Here is an 18,386-nt window from a genome sequence, read left to right as displayed (position 1 = left end):
CACGAAATAGGGCTGCGTTGGTGATATCGCTGCGTTGCTTGGTCAGTGAAGCACCGCAGGTTTTGCACCGCCACCGGGTCGTACCGTTGCTGGTGGTGCCGTTGCGTTTCATATCGCCGCCGCAATGGCAGCGTGGTCGGTTCTTTGGCATTGGGCAACCGAACCACCGCTCCGTAGCACACCATGGCAGCCACACCGGGGATTTTCGCAAGAGAGGGCCAATATATGCTTTTGGAGCATATATTTTCCGCAAACGCGGAGTTCAGAGCATGAAAATCAACGATTCCGGACACACATTTTGTCGCTTAACCCGGAGGAAATGGTAGCGGTGTGGTGAGTATCCGGTAGCGCTGTTTGCGACCGTGGTTTGCGCCGTCGGTCTTCGGCGCGTCGGAGATTGTCAGGAAATTCGTGCATGAGGTGGGTTGCGTCAATCACGAGACAACGGGCGCAGCCGCTCTCATTCACGAGGCTTTTCTCCCTCGCGGTGGAATCCTCTCCGGCAGCTGCTCCTGAGCGACTGACCCGAATAGCACTTCCAGAGTTTTACCTGTCGTGAGCTTCCGCTGTTGATACGCGTTGAGCACTGCACTGCGATACAGAGGAGGAACTACATCCAGTTCTTTAACCATCGGGATTGCAAAACCAGCGTTTTGAAACTCATGACTGTCGGGTTTGCGTTCCATCTCAAACGCATAGGTTGCGCTGGTGATAACACCGAGGTTTGCAAGATGCCCAAGCGTGGCGCTCCAACTCACACCGCACTGAGAAGAAACCGCCATCGCGAGCGCTCTACTGTCTGCGTGTTTGGCCTCCATCCGTTCTACAAAGGAACGCGACATCAGCAGATGCGCAGCGAACGAATTCATAGCGCGTTCGACAGCTCCGTGTCCGCAACCAGTTTCAAAAGACGTGCGATACACCCAGTGCCCAAGCTCGTGTGCAAGCGTAAACCTGGACCGGAGAAGCCCAGCACACTTATCCACCAGGGCAATACCAAACTCATCACCTGGTTTGCGTTCAATCTCAGTTACCGCCCCTTCAAACGGAGAACCAAGGAAGGACTGGGCGAACACAAGTAAGCCGACGCGCTCACAGAACGTAGAGAGATCCCTAATCGGCTCATCGCCTGCGTCTGCCCAGTCCCGCACCTCTGCCGCTCGGCGCGCGATGACGTCATGATCCTCGACCAACCGAAAACGCTGGTGTACTGCGGGTGCGATAATGCCTTCGCTTACCAGTTGTTCGACGTGTACCGACAATCGTTCAAGCGCAAGATCGAATGCCGGAGAGACGCCTCCCTCTGGTGCCGGCTTCCGGCTAGCAACGAGTTGTGGCCGTTCCGCCAGGAACCATCCAATTGGCAGTCCTGTCGATTCCGCGACCACTGCAATATCGAGCGACCGAGGTGAATCATCACCGGATTCAATCGCGACTAGCCGCGCGGGTGAGATCGGCGATCCCTCAGTCGTCTCGGCGATGCTAAGTTCTGCAAGTTCTCGCGCCATCGCCATACGTTGCGCGATCTTCCTCGCCTGCTTAACAGCATCAGTCATGCGAATATTCTGCCTCATCCTGAGATGCCGGGTTCTCGGTCCTCACCACAGTGCCGCTAAGCCAGCGGCCTAAACAGTGGAGGATCTAACTCCATTGACAAGGCCGGTATCTCGCGTAAGATCATCCACATAACTCCCCCGTCCTCTTCGGAGGCGGGTTTTCTTTTGCCAAAACTCCTGCTTAAAAGCAAACTTTCGGCCGAACGAACTTTCATTGGCGAAGAGCATCGGGATCGTTTCGACCTTCGGGCACCACTACCAACGCCATGGACGTTGCACTAAAACGAAAACGGGCGTTGCCCTAAACTTCGGTGTTCAGGGCAACGCCCGTTTTCGACTATCTGCGAGATCCGCGCCGGTTACGCCGCTACCTTACGACGTCCCACAAGCGCACCCGCAGCGATCAGCGCACCACCGAGCAAGATCGGCAGCTGGAGGCCAGCACCACCGGTCTTCGGGAGGTCGCCCTGGCGGACGTTGGCGACTTCGAGATACGCCAACTGCTTGTCGGAGACGACACTCCACACACCTTGGGTTGAGATATCGGAGACCCATTCGCCGTCCGATTCGTACTCAACCGCGACACCCTGGTCCTGAACGGTCCCGCGGAACCGGATTGGTGCAGTGAGCAGCGAGTACACAACACCATCTCGTGTCGGCGCCTTCACCTCGACCAGATCGTACTCCTTGCCCGGCTCGAGCACCGTGCCAAGGGTGTACGTGCCGGCTTCGGTGCCTGGTTCGAGGTTCCACTTCTGCGGGGTCTTGCCTTCGGCCGCAGCAACCTCGCGGACTTCGAACTGTGCTTCCGAGAGAGTGGTGTTGCGGTCGTCCAGGTCGACCTTCTTCACCTGGAGGCCGAACTTCGGTTGATCGGCCTTCGTATTGGCAACCACACACAGGACGGTTGCGACGTGCGAACCACTTGTATTCACCGGAATCCTGAAGCCTGTATCGCCCGTGTTCTGAACTTCCAGAGAGGACTTCTCACCGTTGAGGTATTGCGTACACACGGCGTTCTTCTTGTCACGCTGATATAGCTTGTAGCCCTTTTGCTGGTGCTCAGTGATCGTGGCCGCCGCCGGCTTATCGGTAACAAGCTTCCACGACGCCTGTGGCTTGTCGGCGCCTTCCTCCCTGACGGTGGCCTTGGAGTCTGCGTAGACCAAGGCACCGTTTCCGGCGTCGATGATCGGGCTGTTCGCCATCACCGAGAACTCCCAGCCCTCAGCTCCGTCGGTGAGTACATCACCGTTGGCGGCAACGATCTGCTTTTGGACGATGATCTTGCCGTGGCACAGTCTCGCGACCTCCTGAGCGATAGTCTCCAATTGTGCAGCAAGCTCCGAGTAGTTCTCGATGCGCACTGTGTCCCCAGGGCCAGAGATGTCCTCGCCCATTTGCTTCACTTCGCGAGTGCCGTATGTCCACTCTTTCTTGTCTGCTGTGTGGTTTTTGGACACGCTCCGCTTTTCCACGATGTCAAAAAGGTGATAATTGGAGTTTGACTTGTGAGTCGAATTAATCGCCTGCTCGACGTTGACCACAATGTCGGTACCCTTATATACAGCTTTTTCAAAGTTGGGGTAATAGACCTCTCCGGTAGACGGATGGACTGCCTGGTTCTGAATGGAAACAAGCGTTTCCCCAGATACTGGAGCCCCGCTAGTAAAAGAATAAATATTCTTCAAGACGTAATCCCGAGTCACCACATTGCCGGCTCGAAGCGTGAGGTCTACCTGGATCGGAACGATCCTAGTACCAGCCTGTTTCAACTTATTAGCCGCCAGAATAGCGCGGTTCAACGAACGCTCCTGCACAAAGGCACCAGCGTAGTCATAAGGTTCACCAGCCGGAGTTCCGCCTTTGTTCTGCCAACCATGTTCATCGAAGGTCGGCATACCGTCAGTAATGAAATAGACCAAGTCGTACTTCCCGTACCTATCTCCGTCTTCTTTCACTTTATTGAGCGCCGCTTCCCAGTTAGTGGCATCACCATTCTTAGGTTCCGTCCATCCAGCAATTGCGTTGGTGATAGTCGTATTAACCTCACCATTAACTTCTAGGGGAACCGGTCCTCCAGTGCTACTGGTCGCAGTCCTGCCAAACGTGTACAGGCCGACTTCAGTGCCCGGCGCACTCCTCAACGCCTCAACCATTGCCGTCGTGGCATCACGTGTCGACTTAAACCCGTTTTCATCGCCGTATTTAAGGGAGCGGGATTGATCCGCCACAATAGCGACCTTTAAACCGCATTTCTTGGGCATTTCGGGATTCGGGTACTGTTTTTTTACCCAGTCCGCACCATCGGGAGGCGAAACTTCCACCGGCTTCTTCGGCTCGACCAACGACGTACCGTGAATCGTCGCAACGACGTCGACGCTCTCCGGTTTATCGCTGAATTTCGAAGTCATCGTGAACTTGGCACCGTTCGGCACTTCGACAGAGTCGACCCGTGCTCCATTCTGCACTGGGTAGACCTCGTACTCGACGTAGTCGCTCGATACGCTGATCACTCGACGCTCGAATGACGTGCCCGGTTCAGTTTTGTCCAAATCGAAGGTGTACCCCTCAATCGCCAAAATGCTGTTAGGCGCGCTAACGCGAACAACTGCTTTCGAGAACGTCGACTTTCCATCCACAGTCGTGGTGGATTCGTAAGGGTTCTCTCCAGTGGTACGCGCTGGCGTCAGTCGAATTCCGCCTTGGCCTTCCATGATGAAACGCTTGTTTTCATCATCGACCGTAGGCGCCTCCTCCTCCGTCGGGGAGGTCTCCGGCGGAGTGGGTTCCGTCGGAATCCTGAAGGAGCCGTAGACCTCCACTGCGTAACGCTGACGGAGAGTATCCAAGTTGTCGCTCCAGGCAGGAACACCATCGACGCCAATCTTTATGGAGTCCTGTCCCGAATAAATGATGAGCTGCTGAGCAACTGGCGATTCACCAGTTTCCGGGTCGAAAAAGGCTGCCTCAAAACCCTTGACGCGATTTTTCTCGTTCTTAAGTTCCGTAGCATCTTTGAAATAGAACTGTTCGTCAGCAGCGTCGTTCTTGACGATCATCGCCCTGTTGTTAGGTTTGCGGGTGTTGTCCTCAATATTGCGAACGACAACGCGCGTGATCCTGATGTCTCGCCCTACCTGGTCAGGGTGTTCGCCGGTTGGTCGAACTTCGAAATACGGCTCCGTGCCAATATTCTCAAACTTCTGTCGGTCCGTAGCGACGATCTCAGAGCTGAGCTTGATTTCCTCGGACCATTTAGTGTCGTTCGCAGCACGAGCCTGACCAACACTGGTTGGGGCTCCGGCCACGGCAGCCTCCCGGTTCTGACCGTATCCAGAAGCGGACAATTCCCGCACCGTCGGAACATCGGCACTCTCGGCGATCGCGTACTCACCGGCGTCGGTCGTGCGGACCTTTACCTCGATGTGCTTCGGCGGCACCTCATCCAGTGCATTCAAGTCGAAGGCGATGTAGCCGCCCTCGGCGTTGTTGGTGAAGCCATAGCTCTCCGGATCGAGATTTTTGCCATCGGCAATGAGCGACAGAATCTCTTCAATTTCGCCATCGCCAATTCGCTTGATTCCGAAGATGTCTTCCGGCGAAGCTTTGCCGCCGAACTGCCATGCTTCGCCTGTGGGGTCGTCGATAGTGATTGTGTCGACTGCACCGAAGCGGGTGGTTTGTACGGCTGCTTTATCCGCTACGGCAGGCTGCGTCGCGCTCATTGGCCCTGCGGTCTGTGCCGCCGGAGCTACTGCTTCCGCAACACCAGTTTCGGACACGGCAGGCTCTGCAGCAGTGGTCGTTTCCGAAGCGGTAGCAGTCTCCGACGCCTCCACGTTCTCCGAGGCCACAGCACTCTCAGCCGTAGTTGCAGAAGCAACCGGTTCCTGCGCGTCGACCGGGTAGGAGCCGAGGCCGGCGGCGAGCGCCAACGAGGCGACCACGGCAGCGACTCCACGAACGGAGCGACGGGCGCGCGAGCTCGCAGTGGCTGCAGGCTTCATTACGTTTCGCATAATCCTTGTTCCTAAATCCGCTTATCTACCGTGTCTGTTCTTCGTTTTTGCTTCGCCGGGCCAGCACGAACCCGATCAAAATGAGCAGTCCGCCGAGTCCTGCGGCCCACAGCACGTTCGCGCCTGTGGAGGCCAGGTCTCCGCCGCGGGTGTTATCCCCTGGTTTGGTGACGGTGGTCACCGAATTGGTTCGTGTAGTCACAACGGTTGTGGATCCGTCGGAGCGCGTGGTGGTCAGCGTGGTCTTGACCGGGGTAGTCACCGTGGTCACCGTGCTGCCCGGAGGAGTCGTTTTCCGGGTGGTCGGCGTGGTTTTCGTCGTCGGCTCGGTTGTTGCTGGGGTCGAGGTCCCAGGCGTTGGCGTCGGGGTTGTGGTTGGGGTCAGACCGCCGTCGTCGTCCCACTTGGTCACTACGACGTTTTCGTAGGTGAACCGCTCGCCCTTCACATCGCCCAGCGGCAGAATGATCAGCTGGGGGCTGGAGACGTGGTATTCATGGTCGTCGTCAGGTGCCTGCTCCTCGAGCAGGTACAGGCCGGCGCTGAGGCCGGTGAACTGCACCGCGCCGCTGGCATTTGTCGTTTTCTTATCGACGACACCAAGCCCCTTCTCACGCACCTGTTCCATCGTGAGGTTCTTGGCGCCTTCGCGGCCTTCCTCGGTGGTCACGTCGATGTCGTTTACACGGGAGAGCACGAAGATGGCGCCTTCGATGGCGGGGCGTTTTTGGCCGGCAGGGACGTCGTCGTAAGGGTTGGTAGCCCTCTTCTTCACCAGCAGGGAGATGGCGCGGGTGGTGTCCACGCTGTCGGCGGCGATGTTCTTGTCGTTGCCGGAGACCACGCGGGCGTCGGCAACCGGCATGAATGCGCCGGTGGCCAGGATGGACGCCGCGCCAAGCGTCGCGACGATCTTCGAAGTGCGCATTAGGACTGAACCTCCTTGTTCATAGCGTCCTTGCGGTCGCTCTTCTTCTTTTCGCGGATGATCCACCAGATCAGGGCCAGCAGCACCAGCAGGGAGACGGCGCCGAGGGTCCACATCCACCACTGGACGGTGGACGTGGATTCGTCAAGAATCTGCGCTTCGTCCGGGTCCATCGGCACACGCTCGGCGTGGACCAGCAGACGGTGGGTATTGATGCCGTACGGGGTGCAGGTGACCAGGGTGAGCAGGTCACGGTTGGCTTCGGCGCGCAGGCTGTCGGTCTCGTCCGGGAGCACAACCTCGATGTCGTACACCTTGTACTTCATGCGCTCACCGAACGTGGAGACGTAGATGGCGTCGCCGACTTCGACGTCCACAAGGTCGTCGAAAAGCGTTGCAGTCGTGAGTCCCGTGTGACCGGTGATCACGGAGTGGAAGCCCTTGCCGCCGGTCGGCAGTGCGGAGCCGTACAGGTGGCCGAGGCCTTTCTGCAGTGTGTTTTCGCTGGTGCCGTGGAAGACGGGCAGGCGGACGTCGATAGACGGGATCGCAATTTGCGACATCGCCGACACCCCCGCCAACTGTGCCTCATACGCCTTGTACTCAGCGTTGTCTTCGCTGATGCGCGCAAGCCACGGGTCCAGAATCGGACCGTCGGTATGCGCGCGGTTGTACGCGATCGCCGCCTCGTACGCACGGTTGACCTGCTCCGGCGGTGCCGCCTCGAGCTGGTCTTCGTACATCTTCGCCACCTGCTCCTGCACGCGGTTGTTCCACTGGGTGGAGATCACCGGGTACATCAGCACCGTCAGGCCAACGAGGATGATGAGGACAGGCAGCGCGACACGCTGGAAGAACGACTTCTGCGCCGGCTGCTTCCGGTGCTTCGCCTTCACTGCTGTGGTCACGTTGTTGTCCTCTCTGGGGCCATCGCTTATCAACGACAACCCTTTCCTTCAAAACTGGAGCAGGAATTTAACGCCCTCCTGCTGGCGGGCGTGCGCCCCGATGGGTCCGGTTGTTCCGGTTCCGGGGCGCCTCCCGGGTTAGCGCTCTTTGGTGAGCACTAGCCCTGGAGTCCGCTTATGCGATTGCGCTTATGCGTTCTTGCTTATGCGGACTGGGAGTTGCGACGTGCCGCGTAGACACCGCCGCCGATGATCGCGAGACCAGCCAACGCCATCACAAGCACACCCATGCCACCGGTGGCCGGGAGGAACTTCTTCGTGGAAGGCTTGTTGTTGACCTCAGCGTGGATAAGCGGCGAAGCGACCTGCTTGTCGTTGACCACACGGTCCGCCAGCTTGAACTCGATCGGGAATGCCTGCGGGATACGCTCGTAGCCTTCAGGAGCCTTGGTCTCAAGCAGGCAGTAGCCATTCTGCACTGCAGTGTGTGCTTCACCAGTCAGAATGCTGCCGCCGTCGGCTGGCTTGCCGTCGACGATCTGCTGGTCAACCTTATCGGTGATGTGGAGACCATCGATGGTGAGCTGACCATCTTCGTTGGTGGTCCACTTGGCAACATCACCGATCTTGATCTTGTTATCGTCGTTGATCGGGTTGCACTTACCGGTCTTAAGGTCGCGGGTGTACAGCTCGAACTCGGCGCCCTTCAGCGGCTGGTCCTTCTTGCCATCGCCGTACTTCAGCAGCTGCAGCTTCGCCAAGAAGGTGACAACCTCAGGGGTGTCTTCCGGCGGCGGCGGGACGTCACCCGGCGTGCGCTTCGAACCCGACTCGCCAGTGATAGACGGCACGTCGGCGGTGTTTCGAATCTCGCCGTCACCGTTATCACCGATTGGCTTGAACTCCGCCTCCCAGTTGGTGACAACCTTCGCACCACGGTGGTTATCGTCGAGCCACTTCAGACCTGCTTCGTTGAACTGGACGGTCCGGCGAGCGTTGTAGTGCGCGTCGCGGTCATCGCCGAAGGTCCAATCTTCCTGATCGGTAAGGGTGTAGTACTTCGTATCAACTGTCTCGAGGGAGCCGTCAGCCTTCTCAATCTGGACCGGGTTGGTCTCGCTCAGACGCAGGTTGGACAGCTCATTCTTGTTGTAGTAGTCCACCACGTGGAAGTTGTTGAGCTGAACATCCTTGTCGGACGTAGCACCAGGGATGTTGCCCTTGATCTGGTACTGGACGGTGTCGCCGACGTTAACGTTCTCGTCCTCAAGCTTCTTCGTCACCACGGTGTTGGTGTTCTTCGGGTAAGCGTGAACGTTGTAGTTCCACTCTGCGGTGTTCTTCGGGTTCGTCATCGGGACGAAGACCACAAACGGGTCCGACTTGTGCAGGTTCAGACGAGGCTCACCGTTGACGTTTGCCTTCGGGGAATCCAGCTCAGTCACGCGGTATGCGGCGACCTTAACGTTTGGCACCTGGACAGAGCCATTTGCACCCGTCGTAACATCCGTCGAAAGGCCACCCTGCTTCAGCGGTGCTGACGCAGGCTTCTTCGCAGCCTCGACAGCCGCGAAGAAGCCCTTGTTCGTCGTGATATCAAAGTCGAGCTCCTCAACCTTGAACTTCACGTCGGCCACTTTCTCGCCGCCGGTGTACTTCTCAGCGTCCGGAGTGCCTTCCGTAATCTCATTACCGGTCGGTGCACCGGTCTTCGAAACGTTCAGAATCTTGTGGATCGTAAGCGAGCGTGCAGCTTTCGGATCGATGGTCGACGGGTCTGCACCCTGACCAATAGCGGAGTTCTGTTCAACGCCATCCTGAGCCAGTGCGTCCTGCGCGGCGATGCCGGCGGAACCGGCGAAGGTCAGGCCTGCGGCGATTGCGATCGCAGCGGTCTTCTTCATGGCAATTGCCATAGTGGTGGTCCTTTCGGAGAAATGTTTGTCGCTGGGCCCTATTGGTCAGCGAGAGAAGTACTTCAACACGGTGGCGCGGTACATCCTCCGTGCGATTCTTCTGGGCCCAGCCTGGGCGCCACCGTAAAATCTACTTGGTTGCACAACTTAAGTAAAGCGCAAATATGAGCCGTTTTCCCTCGTTAAGGATGGTTTCAGGCAAGTTTCCAAACCTTTGCGTTAGCTGCGAAAAGCGAGCTGGCCTTACAGGCAAATGACACCGAAAAACGGGTGTTCGACGTCACATATAAGGTGGGGTGGAGATGTTCGACACACTTTTTGCGTGAGTTTTTCAAGGGATTTCTTAGCAACCGCGCTAACCGCGTCAAACACTCCCCACCAGCACGTTTACCCCGCTATACAAACGCATGAAAAAGACCCTCTGCGCCGGAATCCCGGGGCAGAGGGTCGTCGATAAGCAGGGGATCTAGTCGCCGATCTGGTCGCGGCCACGCTTAACAATCAACGGGTCGGGCTCGCCAACCACGTCGTGGTCCTTGTTCGTGTACTCAAACTTGGACAGGATGTAGCGCATCGCATTCAGGCGGGCGCGCTTCTTGTCGTTGGACTTGATGGTGATCCAGGGGGACTCGTCAGTATCCGTGTAGCGGAACTGCTCCTCCTTCGCGCGGGTGTAGTCCTCCCACTTATCCAGCGACGCCAAGTCCATCGGCGACAGCTTCCACTGACGCACCGGGTCCACCTGGCGGATAGCAAAGCGGGTGCGCTGCTCCTTCTGGGTCACGGAGAACCAGAACTTGGTCAGCGAAATGCCGGAGCCGAGGATCATGTTCTCCAGCATCGGCACCTCACGCAGGAACTCGGCGTGCTGCGACTCGGTGCAGAAACCCATCACACGCTCAACACCGGAACGGTTGTACCAGGAACGGTCGAAGAACACGATCTCGCCCGCAGCCGGGAAGTGCTCGATGTAGCGCTGGAAGTACCACGACGTGCTCTCGCGTGGCGACGGCTTCTCCAACGCAACCGTACGAGCACCACGGGGGTTGAGGTGCTCGTTAAAGCGCTTGATGGTGCCACCCTTACCGGCGGCGTCGCGGCCCTCGAAAATAATGATGTGACGCTGACCAGTATCCTTCGTCCAGTTCTGCCACTTCAGCAGCTCAATCTGGAGCGCGCGCTTCTCATGCTCATACTCATCGCGGGAGAGGCGCTCATCGTACGGGTAATTCTCGCGCCACGTCTGAATCGCAGTGCCGTCCGGCATCAGCAGCACCGGATCGTCTTCATCGGTGTCGTCCACAACCCAACCTTCGGTCTGGGCGAGGTCGATCATCGGCAGTTCGTCATCCTTGTGGTCAGCCATACCACTCATTCTATTCCGCTTTGCCCCGCTGCGCTGGGAAAGCCCCCGAATAACAAAAAATGCCCCGTCGCACGTAGCGACGAGGCACCTCAGAAGTCGGTCTTATGCAACCAGACCAACGAGGTCGGCGAGAGCGCCTGCGAGGACGCCGAAGTTGCCAAGCAGCTCAACGAGAGCGCCCGGGATACGGGTGATTTCAGCCGGTTCGCCGTTCTGAACGCCGACGCCGGTGCCGGAGGAAAGTGCAACCCAGTTAGTCAATGCTTCCATGATATTTTCTCCTATTTAAAAAGATGCTCTTACTTGGTCGTCTTGCCGAGTTCCGGCTTCTCGGTAACCTTCGTTGCGAACGTCAGCAGAGACTCCGGGGTCTTGGTGAAGATCTTCTCGATCGCGGTTGCGAACGTCTTGAAGTCCTTGAGCGCCTTCTGGATGACCTTGAGATCTACAGGCATTACATGCTCCTAAAAGTTAGGTGCCAGTCTGTGTCTGGCTTTACTGACAGGTACTGACACCCATCGGGCGTCAGGGAGTTATTTTGCCATAGGTAACGATTACGTCAAGGGAAACTGCAGAATTGTTTTCAATGCTGACAGATATTTTTCAACACCTCACGTTTACCAAAACGTAACCATATTTCAGCTCTATCTCCTACCTGCCCAAATTCAATAGAAGAAGTAAACGTCATATGAATTCGATGACGACTGTATAGACCATTCAGCACCGAAAATCGCGACGGAAACGCCACAAACCGGAAGTGGATGTGGGGAACTACACCTATTCAGGGGGTCGTCGACAAGCAATTGCGCAAAAGAAAAACGCGCCCCGAAGGACGCGTCTCTCAACAAGCGGGCGTTACATCATGCCCATAGCCTCCGGGTCCATGCCCGGGTTTGCACCAGCCGGCTCCGGCTTATCAGCCACAACCGCCTCAGTGGTCAAGAACAGCGCAGCGATGGACGCAGCGTTCTGCAGCGCAGAACGGGTCACCTTCGCCGGATCCGCAATGCCGTTAGCCAGCATGTCGACGTACTCGCCGGTCGCAGCGTTCAGACCCTCGCCATCCGGGAGGTTGGCAACCTTGTCAGCCACCACGCCCGGCTCCAGGCCAGCGTTCAGCGCGATCTGCTTCAGCGGAGCGGACAGGGCCTCGCGGACGATCTTCACGCCCGTAGCCTCGTCGCCCTCAAGGCCGAGGTCGCCCTCGAGCTCGTTGGCAGCCTGCAGCAGAGCCACACCGCCACCAGCGACGATGCCCTCCTCCACAGCAGCCTTTGCGTTACGCACAGCATCCTCAATGCGCAGCTTCTGCTCCTTGAGCTCCACCTCAGTAGCAGCGCCAACCTTGATCACCGCAACGCCACCAGCCAGCTTGGCCAGGCGCTCCTGCAGCTTCTCGCGGTCGTAATCGGAGTCGGAGTTCTCGATCTCAGCGCGGATCTGCTTCACGCGGCCGTCGATCTGCTCCTGCTGACCAGCGCCCTGCACGATCGTGGTCTCATCCTTGGTCACCACAACCTTGCGAGCCTGACCCAACAGCTCAACGCCAGCAGTCTCCAGGGACAGGCCGACCTCTTCGGAGATGACCTGGCCGCCGGTCAGGATCGCCAGATCCTGCAGCATTGCCTTGCGACGATCACCGAAGCCCGGAGCCTTCACAGCCACAGACTTGAAGGTGCCGCGGATCTTGTTCACAACCAGGGTGGACAGGGCCTCGCCCTCGACGTCCTCGGCGATAATCAGCAGCGGCTTGCCGGACTGCATAACCTGCTCCAGCACCGGCACAAGCTCCTTAACGTTGGAGATCTTGCCGGACACCAGCAGGATGTACGGGTCCTCGAGCACGGCCTCGCCGCGCTCCATGTCGGTGGCGAAGTAAGCGGAGATGAAGCCCTTGTCAAAGCGCATACCCTCCGTAACCTCGAGGTCCACACCAAACGTGTTGGACTCCTCGACCGTGATCACGGACTCCTTGTTCACCGCACCGTTGCCAACGGCGTACATTGCCTCGGCGATCTTCTTGCCGATCTCCGGGTCAGAAGCGGAGATACCAGCGGTGGAAGCGATCTCCTCCTGGGTCTCAACTTCCTTTGCCTGATCCAGCAGGTACTTGGATACCTTGTCGGTGGCAGCCTGGATGCCGCGCTTGATACCCATCGGGTTGGAGCCAGCAGCAACGTTGCGCAGACCCTCGCGTACGAGTGCCTGGGCGAGAACGGTAGCGGTGGTGGTGCCGTCACCGGCGACGTCGTCGGTCTTCTTGGCGACTTCCTTGACCAGTTCCGCACCGATCTTCTCGTACGGATCTTCGAGGTCAATCTCGCGAGCGATGCTCACGCCGTCGTTGGTAATCATCGGAGCGCCCCAAGACTTCTCCAACACCACGTTGCGACCCTTCGGGCCCAACGTAACCTTAACGGCGTCAGCCAGGGTGTTCAGGCCGGTCTCGAGGCCGCGACGTGCTTCCTCATCAAATGCAATCATCTTTGCCATGTGAGTGTGTCACTCCTTATATATAGGCGTACGTGGACGATCACTCAGTTCGTCGGTGCAAGCAGGCGCCCGCGACGGCACGGCTGACGAGTGGTCTCAGCCTCACCCGCTCTTCTTCGTTTATTTGGCACTCGGTTGAGATGAGTGCCAGCCACATTTTTAGCACTCTCGGGGGTTGAGTGCAAGAGACGCAGGGGTTGGCTCGGTTGCTGCTAGCGTAGTGCCATGACTGACGCACAGAACAGCACAAGCAACAGCACAGCAACCTACGCACCACAGCGCGACCGGATCTTCGCGGATCTGTCCAAGTTGGTGTCCTTTAACTCCCCGCACTCCACCCCGGCCCTGAAGGACGAGCACGAGGCAGCGTGTGTGTGGACGGTCGAGGCGCTCAAGGACCTCGGCTTTGAAGTCACCCGCTACCCGACGGTGGACGACGCGGACACGATCGTCGCTACGAAGCCAGCGAAGAACGGCATGCCGACGGTGCTGCTGTACTCGCACTACGACGTCGTCCCGGCGAACGATCCAGAGGCTTGGACGAACAACCCGTTCGAACTCACCGAGCGTGACGGCCGCTGGTACGGGCGCGGCGCCGCGGACTGCAAGGGCAACCTGGCCATGCACCTGGAGGCACTGCGCCTCGTCGAGGAAAACGGCGGCACGGACCTGGGGCTGAAGGTTGTCGTCGAGGGCTCCGAGGAGCTCGGTGGGGATGACGGTCTGGGTAAGTTGATCGTCGACAAGCCTGAGGTGTTTGAGGCGGACGCGATCCTGATCGCGGACTCCGGCAACGTCGCTGTCGGTGTGCCAACGCTGACCACTTCCCTGCGCGGCGGCGCCCAGATCAACGTGACGGTGGAAACACTCAAGGGCGCGATCCACTCCGGCGGTTTCGGCGGCGCGGCTCCGGATGCGGCGCACGCACTGATGGTCATTGCAACGTCGCTTTTCGACGAGCACGGCCGCACCACCATCGACGGCGTGGACACCACCGCGAAGTGGGACGGCGACCCGTACGATCCGGAAACGTTCCGCGGCGACGCGACCGTCCTGGACGGCGTGGAACTGCTGGGCACCGCAGACGATAACCCGGCTGACCTGGTGTGGGCACGCCCGGCCGTGACCATGATCGGCTTTACCTCCACCCCGGTTGCAGAAGCGATGAACGCGGTGAACCCGCGCGCGGAGGCACAGTTCAACCTGCGTGTTCCGGCTGGCCAGGACTCCGCCGAGGTGGCGGAGAAGATGGTGGAGCACATCAAGGCGCACACCCCGTGGGGAGCCAAGGTGGACGTACAGGTCAGTGGCGTGAATCAGCCGTTTTCTACGGATGTGGAGGCGGAGGCCGTCGCAAAGCTTGGGCAGTGCCTGAAGGACGCGTACGGCGCAGACGAGCTGGCTGTCGTGGGCACCGGCGGCTCGATCCCGCTGACCATCACCCTGCAGGAGCAGTTCCCCAACGCCGAAATCGCACTGTACGGCGTGGAGGAGCCGCTGTGTGGCATTCACGGTGTCGACGAATCCGTTGACCCGACCGAGATCGAACACGTGGCCATCGCAGAGGCGATGTTCCTGCAGCAATACGGGAAGTAAGAAAAATTCGCTACAGTGGAACAAAGATGGCCGCGCCACTGGTGTTGACGCGTTGTATCTTGTTGCCACAATGAGCAAGTTATTTCTGTGTGAACTGGAAAGCCCCTGAGGTTAGGCGCGCCAACGGTACGACTGACCTCAAAGGAGGGCTGCCAGAAAGGTGCTCACGTTACTTCTTGCGCTCATGGCTGCCAGCGCCATCGCCCCGGTGCTGCTGCGCAGCGTCGGCCGCTCGGCCTTCGCCATCTTGGCGTTGGTGCCGCTGGCCGGCTTCGTGTGGGTGGTCAAACTCTTCGCCGACGGGGTGTTCCGCGACGGCGGGGAGATCGTTTCCACGTTCACGTGGATGCCATCGACCAACCTCAACTTAGAGTTTCGCCTCGACGCCCTCGCAGCGCTTTTTAGCCTGATCATCCTGGGTGTCGGGGCGCTTGTGTTGTTCTACTGCTGGGGCTACTTCGACTCGAACCCGCGCAGGCTGGCCAAGTTCGGGTTTGAGCTCAGCGCCTTCGCCATGGCCATGTACGGCTTGGTCATCTCGGACAACTTCCTGCTCATGTACGTGTTCTGGGAGTTGACCTCGATCCTGTCGTACATGTTGGTGTCGTATTACGGGGAGCGGGCGACCTCCAGACGCGCAGCCATGCAGGCGCTGATGGTCACCACGATGGGTGGCCTGGCCATGCTGGTTGGCATCAACCTGCTCGGCTTCAACGCCGGCATCTGGCGCCTGTCCGAGGTGTCCCAGATCGCCGACATCGAGGGCACTCCGGCGATCTCCACGGCAATTGTGCTGATCATGCTGGGCGCGCTAACCAAGTCCGCGCAGGCTCCGTGGCACTTCTGGTTGCCCGGCGCGATGGCTGCTCCGACGCCGGTGTCGGCGTATCTGCACTCGGCGGCGATGGTCAAGGCGGGTATCTATCTCGTCGCTAGGCTTGCGCCCGACATGTCGGCGGTGACCACGTGGCACCTGCTGGTGCTGTCCACGGGTGGGTTCACCATGCTGCTGGGCGGCTGGATGGCGCTGAAGCAGCGCGACCTGAAGCTGGTGCTGGCGTACGGCACGGTGAGCCAGCTGGGCTTCATCATCACGGTGATCGGCGTGGGTTCGCGTGAGGCCGCGATGGCGGGGCTTGCGATCACGTTCGCGCACTCGCTGTTTAAGGCCGCGCTGTTCATGATTGTGGGCACGATCGACCACGCCACCGGCACGCGCGACATCCACGAACTATCAGGGCTGGGCAAGAAGCAGCCATTGTTGGCGGGGTTGGCCATTGTGTCGGCTGCGTCCATGGCTGGCATCCCGCCGCTGTTCGGGTTTGTGGCCAAGGAAGCCGCGCTGGAGATGATCCTGCACGAGGAGTTGCTCACCGGTATGCCGGGCAGGATCACGCTGGTAGTGATGGTCGCGGGTTCCATCCTGACCATGGCGTACTCGCTGTACTTCCTGCACGGTGCCTTTGCGACGAAACCAGAGCACGACCGCAAGCCCTCCGAAGCAGTGCGCGACATGCACCGGGTGGGCCCGACCCTGTGGCTCTCCCCAGCCATCCTGACTGCGGGCACGATCGTGTTTGGTCTGGTGCCGGCGCTGCTGTCGGACCCAATCAACAACCACCTCGACGCTCGCTTCCCGGACGTGGAGGGCGAAACGCTCGCGCTGTGGCACGGCATCAACGTGCCACTGATGCTGTCGGCTGTGATCATCACCGCAGGTGCGATCATGTTCTGGCAGCGCGACCTGGTGGCAAAGGCCCAGTTCGAGCAGCCAGCGCTTGGTAACGCCAACGCCGTCTACGACACCATCCTGGCCAAGCTGCACCACTGGTCGATGCGTCTGACCGCGTCTACCCAGCGTGGTTCGTTGGCGATCAACCTGGGTGTCATCTTCGCCACCCTCATGGTTGTGCCGTTGGCTGCGCTGATCCTGGGCGCGTCGAACAACATCCGCATGATCGTGTGGGAAAACGTCTGGCAAGGCCTGATCGTGATCATCATGGCGGGCATGGCGTTCTTTGCCACCCTGCAGCGCAACCGCCTGTCGGCCGTGGTCATGGTCGGCATGACCGGCTACTGCCTGGCCATGATCTTCGCGCTGCACGGCGCACCGGACTTGGCGCTCACGCAGGCACTGGTGGAGACCATTGTGATGGTCGTGTTCATGCTGGTGCTGCGCAAGATGCCCACAGAGGTCGAGCCGCGTAACGACGACAACCGTCTCCGCGCCTGGCTCGCCATCGGCACCGGCGTATCAGTGGTGGTCGTGGCGATGACGGCGATGTCCGCGCGCGTGACCGATCCGATCTCCACAACCATGCCGGAGTTGGCCTACGAGATCGGCCACGGCCGCAACACCGTCAACGTGCTGCTGGTGGACCTGCGCGCCGCCGATACGCTCGGTGAGATCACCGTGCTGGTCATCGCCGCAGTTGGCGTGGCCAGCCTGATCTTCGGCACCGGCAAGTTTGAAACCCAGTCACGCCGCCCAACCCTGCAGACCACAAAGGCACGCTGGCTCGCATCCGGCGTCAACGACGAGACGGCGCAGAACCGTTCCCTGATGGTGGAGGTTGCCACCCGCATCCTGTTCCCGTCGATGATGCTGCTGTCGGCGTACTTCTTCTTCTCCGGCCACAACGCCCCCGGCGGCGGGTTCGCAGGCGGCCTTGTCGCCGCGCTCGCGCTCACGCTGCGCTACCTGGCGGGCGGCCGCAAGGAGATCGAAGCAACCCTGCCGGTGCACCCAAGCAAGGTGCTCGCAACCGGCCTGCTGCTGTCCGCCACCGCAGCGGTCGTGCCCATGTTCTTCGGCAACCCGCCACTGACCTCTGGATACGCCACGTTCAGTCTGCCGCTCATCGGCGAGTTCGACGTCCCATCCGCCCTGCTTTTCGACGCCGGCGTCTACGCCATCGTCGTCGGCCTCATCATGCACGTACTGGCCTCCATGGGCGCCCACATCGACCTCGAAGAAGAGTCCCGTAAGCAGCGCGCCCGCGACCGCGCCATCGAACTGCAAGAGAAAAACCGTCGCCGCCGCGAACAGCAAGAGCGTGATCGCCGGCAGCGGTTTGATGAGCGGGCGGCGGTGTCGTCGGCAGGGTCGTCGTCGATTAGCAAGAGCTCGGAGAAGTAAATGGAAGCAAACCTGTTCTTACTCATCGGCTCAGGCGTACTCATCGCGGCCGGTGTATACCTCATGCTGGACAAAGTGATGACGCGCATGATCATGGGCGTGCTGCTCATCGGCAACGGCGCGAACCTGCTCCTGCTGCAGTCGGGCGGTCGCGCGGGCTCGCCGCCGATCCTCGGACGCGACTCCGTAGCAGCAGCCGACGCCGCCGATCCGCTCGCGCAGGCGATGATCCTGACCGCCATTGTCATCTCGATGGCGATGGTCGGATTCATGCTCGCGCTCGCCTACCGCCAGTACCGCTACCGCAGCGACGACGTGGTCGAACGCGACGAAGAGGACCGCGCAATTGCGGTGCGTCCAACCACGCCGACGGGCGACCGCGACGAAGAGGAAGCGGCCGGCAAGGCTGCTGCGTCGGCATCGTTCGAAGAGCCAGTAAAGGGGGCGGAGCGTGAGAAGTAG

12 protein-coding genes and 1 pseudogene are annotated in these 18,386 nt (G+C 59.6%); 3 read left to right on the top strand and 10 right to left on the bottom strand.

Annotation, left to right across the window (positions count from 1 at the left end):
- The 10 genes and pseudogenes from HMPREF3048_RS12095 to groL all read right to left on the bottom strand — a co-directional run.
- Window positions 1-151, bottom strand: a pseudogene (locus HMPREF3048_RS12095) (IS256 family transposase); the annotation flags it as partial.
- A 313-nt stretch (window positions 152-464) separates the two neighbouring features.
- Window positions 465-1,556, bottom strand: a complete 1,092-nt coding sequence (locus HMPREF3048_RS07105) for an ImmA/IrrE family metallo-endopeptidase (RefSeq protein WP_070771716.1) — start codon at window positions 1,554-1,556, stop codon at window positions 465-467.
- A gap of 359 nt (window positions 1,557-1,915) precedes the next feature.
- Window positions 1,916-5,284 (bottom strand): LPXTG cell wall anchor domain-containing protein, encoded by a 3,369-nt coding sequence (locus HMPREF3048_RS07100; RefSeq protein ID WP_168167345.1) that lies wholly within the window; start codon window positions 5,282-5,284, stop codon window positions 1,916-1,918.
- A gap of 319 nt (window positions 5,285-5,603) precedes the next feature.
- A complete protein-coding gene (locus tag HMPREF3048_RS07095) occupies window positions 5,604-6,506 on the bottom strand; it encodes a prealbumin-like fold domain-containing protein (RefSeq protein ID WP_070771714.1) in 903 nt (300 codons plus the stop codon).
- Entirely contained in the window at window positions 6,506-7,414 is a 909-nt protein-coding gene (locus HMPREF3048_RS07090) for a class C sortase (protein ID WP_070771713.1), read from the bottom strand. The genes HMPREF3048_RS07095 and HMPREF3048_RS07090 overlap by 1 nt, the downstream gene beginning before the upstream one ends.
- Window positions 7,415-7,617: 203 nt before the next feature.
- Window positions 7,618-9,330, bottom strand: a complete 1,713-nt coding sequence (locus tag HMPREF3048_RS07085; protein ID WP_070771712.1) for a SpaH/EbpB family LPXTG-anchored major pilin — start codon at window positions 9,328-9,330, stop codon at window positions 7,618-7,620.
- 466 nt (window positions 9,331-9,796) lie between these two features.
- On the bottom strand, window positions 9,797-10,696 hold the full coding sequence (gene ppk2 / locus HMPREF3048_RS07080; protein WP_070422455.1) for a polyphosphate kinase 2: 900 nt from the start codon (window positions 10,694-10,696) through the stop codon (window positions 9,797-9,799).
- Window positions 10,697-10,798: 102 nt separating this feature from the next.
- Window positions 10,799-10,966 carry a hypothetical protein gene (locus tag HMPREF3048_RS12285; protein WP_168156425.1) on the bottom strand — a complete coding sequence of 56 codons (168 nt, stop codon included), beginning with the start codon at window positions 10,964-10,966 and terminating at the stop codon, window positions 10,799-10,801.
- 29 nt (window positions 10,967-10,995) lie between these two features.
- Window positions 10,996-11,151: a hypothetical protein gene (locus HMPREF3048_RS12280; protein WP_168167344.1), complete on the bottom strand. Its 156-nt coding sequence runs from the start codon at window positions 11,149-11,151 to the stop codon at window positions 10,996-10,998.
- A gap of 400 nt (window positions 11,152-11,551) precedes the next feature.
- Window positions 11,552-13,189: a chaperonin GroEL gene (gene groL, locus HMPREF3048_RS07075; protein ID WP_070422454.1), complete on the bottom strand. Its 1,638-nt coding sequence runs from the start codon at window positions 13,187-13,189 to the stop codon at window positions 11,552-11,554.
- Window positions 13,190-13,414: 225 nt separating this feature from the next.
- Here groL and HMPREF3048_RS07070 point away from each other — a divergent pair, with 225 nt between their 5' ends.
- The 3 genes from HMPREF3048_RS07070 to HMPREF3048_RS07060 all read left to right on the top strand — a co-directional run bounded on the left by HMPREF3048_RS07070 (window position 13,415) and on the right by HMPREF3048_RS07060 (window position 18,386).
- Window positions 13,415-14,785 carry a dipeptidase gene (locus HMPREF3048_RS07070; protein ID WP_070771711.1) on the top strand — a complete coding sequence of 457 codons (1,371 nt, stop codon included), beginning with the start codon at window positions 13,415-13,417 and terminating at the stop codon, window positions 14,783-14,785.
- 160 nt (window positions 14,786-14,945) lie between these two features.
- Window positions 14,946-17,924 (top strand): Na+/H+ antiporter subunit A, encoded by a 2,979-nt coding sequence (locus HMPREF3048_RS07065; protein ID WP_070771710.1) that lies wholly within the window; start codon window positions 14,946-14,948, stop codon window positions 17,922-17,924.
- A complete protein-coding gene (locus HMPREF3048_RS07060; RefSeq protein WP_070422451.1) occupies window positions 17,925-18,386 on the top strand; it encodes a Na(+)/H(+) antiporter subunit C in 462 nt (153 codons plus the stop codon).

It is taken from the genome of Corynebacterium sp. HMSC075D04 (genome assembly GCF_001815635.1).
In the GTDB taxonomy this organism is placed as follows: domain Bacteria; phylum Actinomycetota; class Actinomycetes; order Mycobacteriales; family Mycobacteriaceae; genus Corynebacterium; species Corynebacterium coyleae.
The sequence above is the reverse complement of the archived record's forward strand: the minus strand, read 5'-3'. Positions and strand labels throughout refer to the sequence as shown.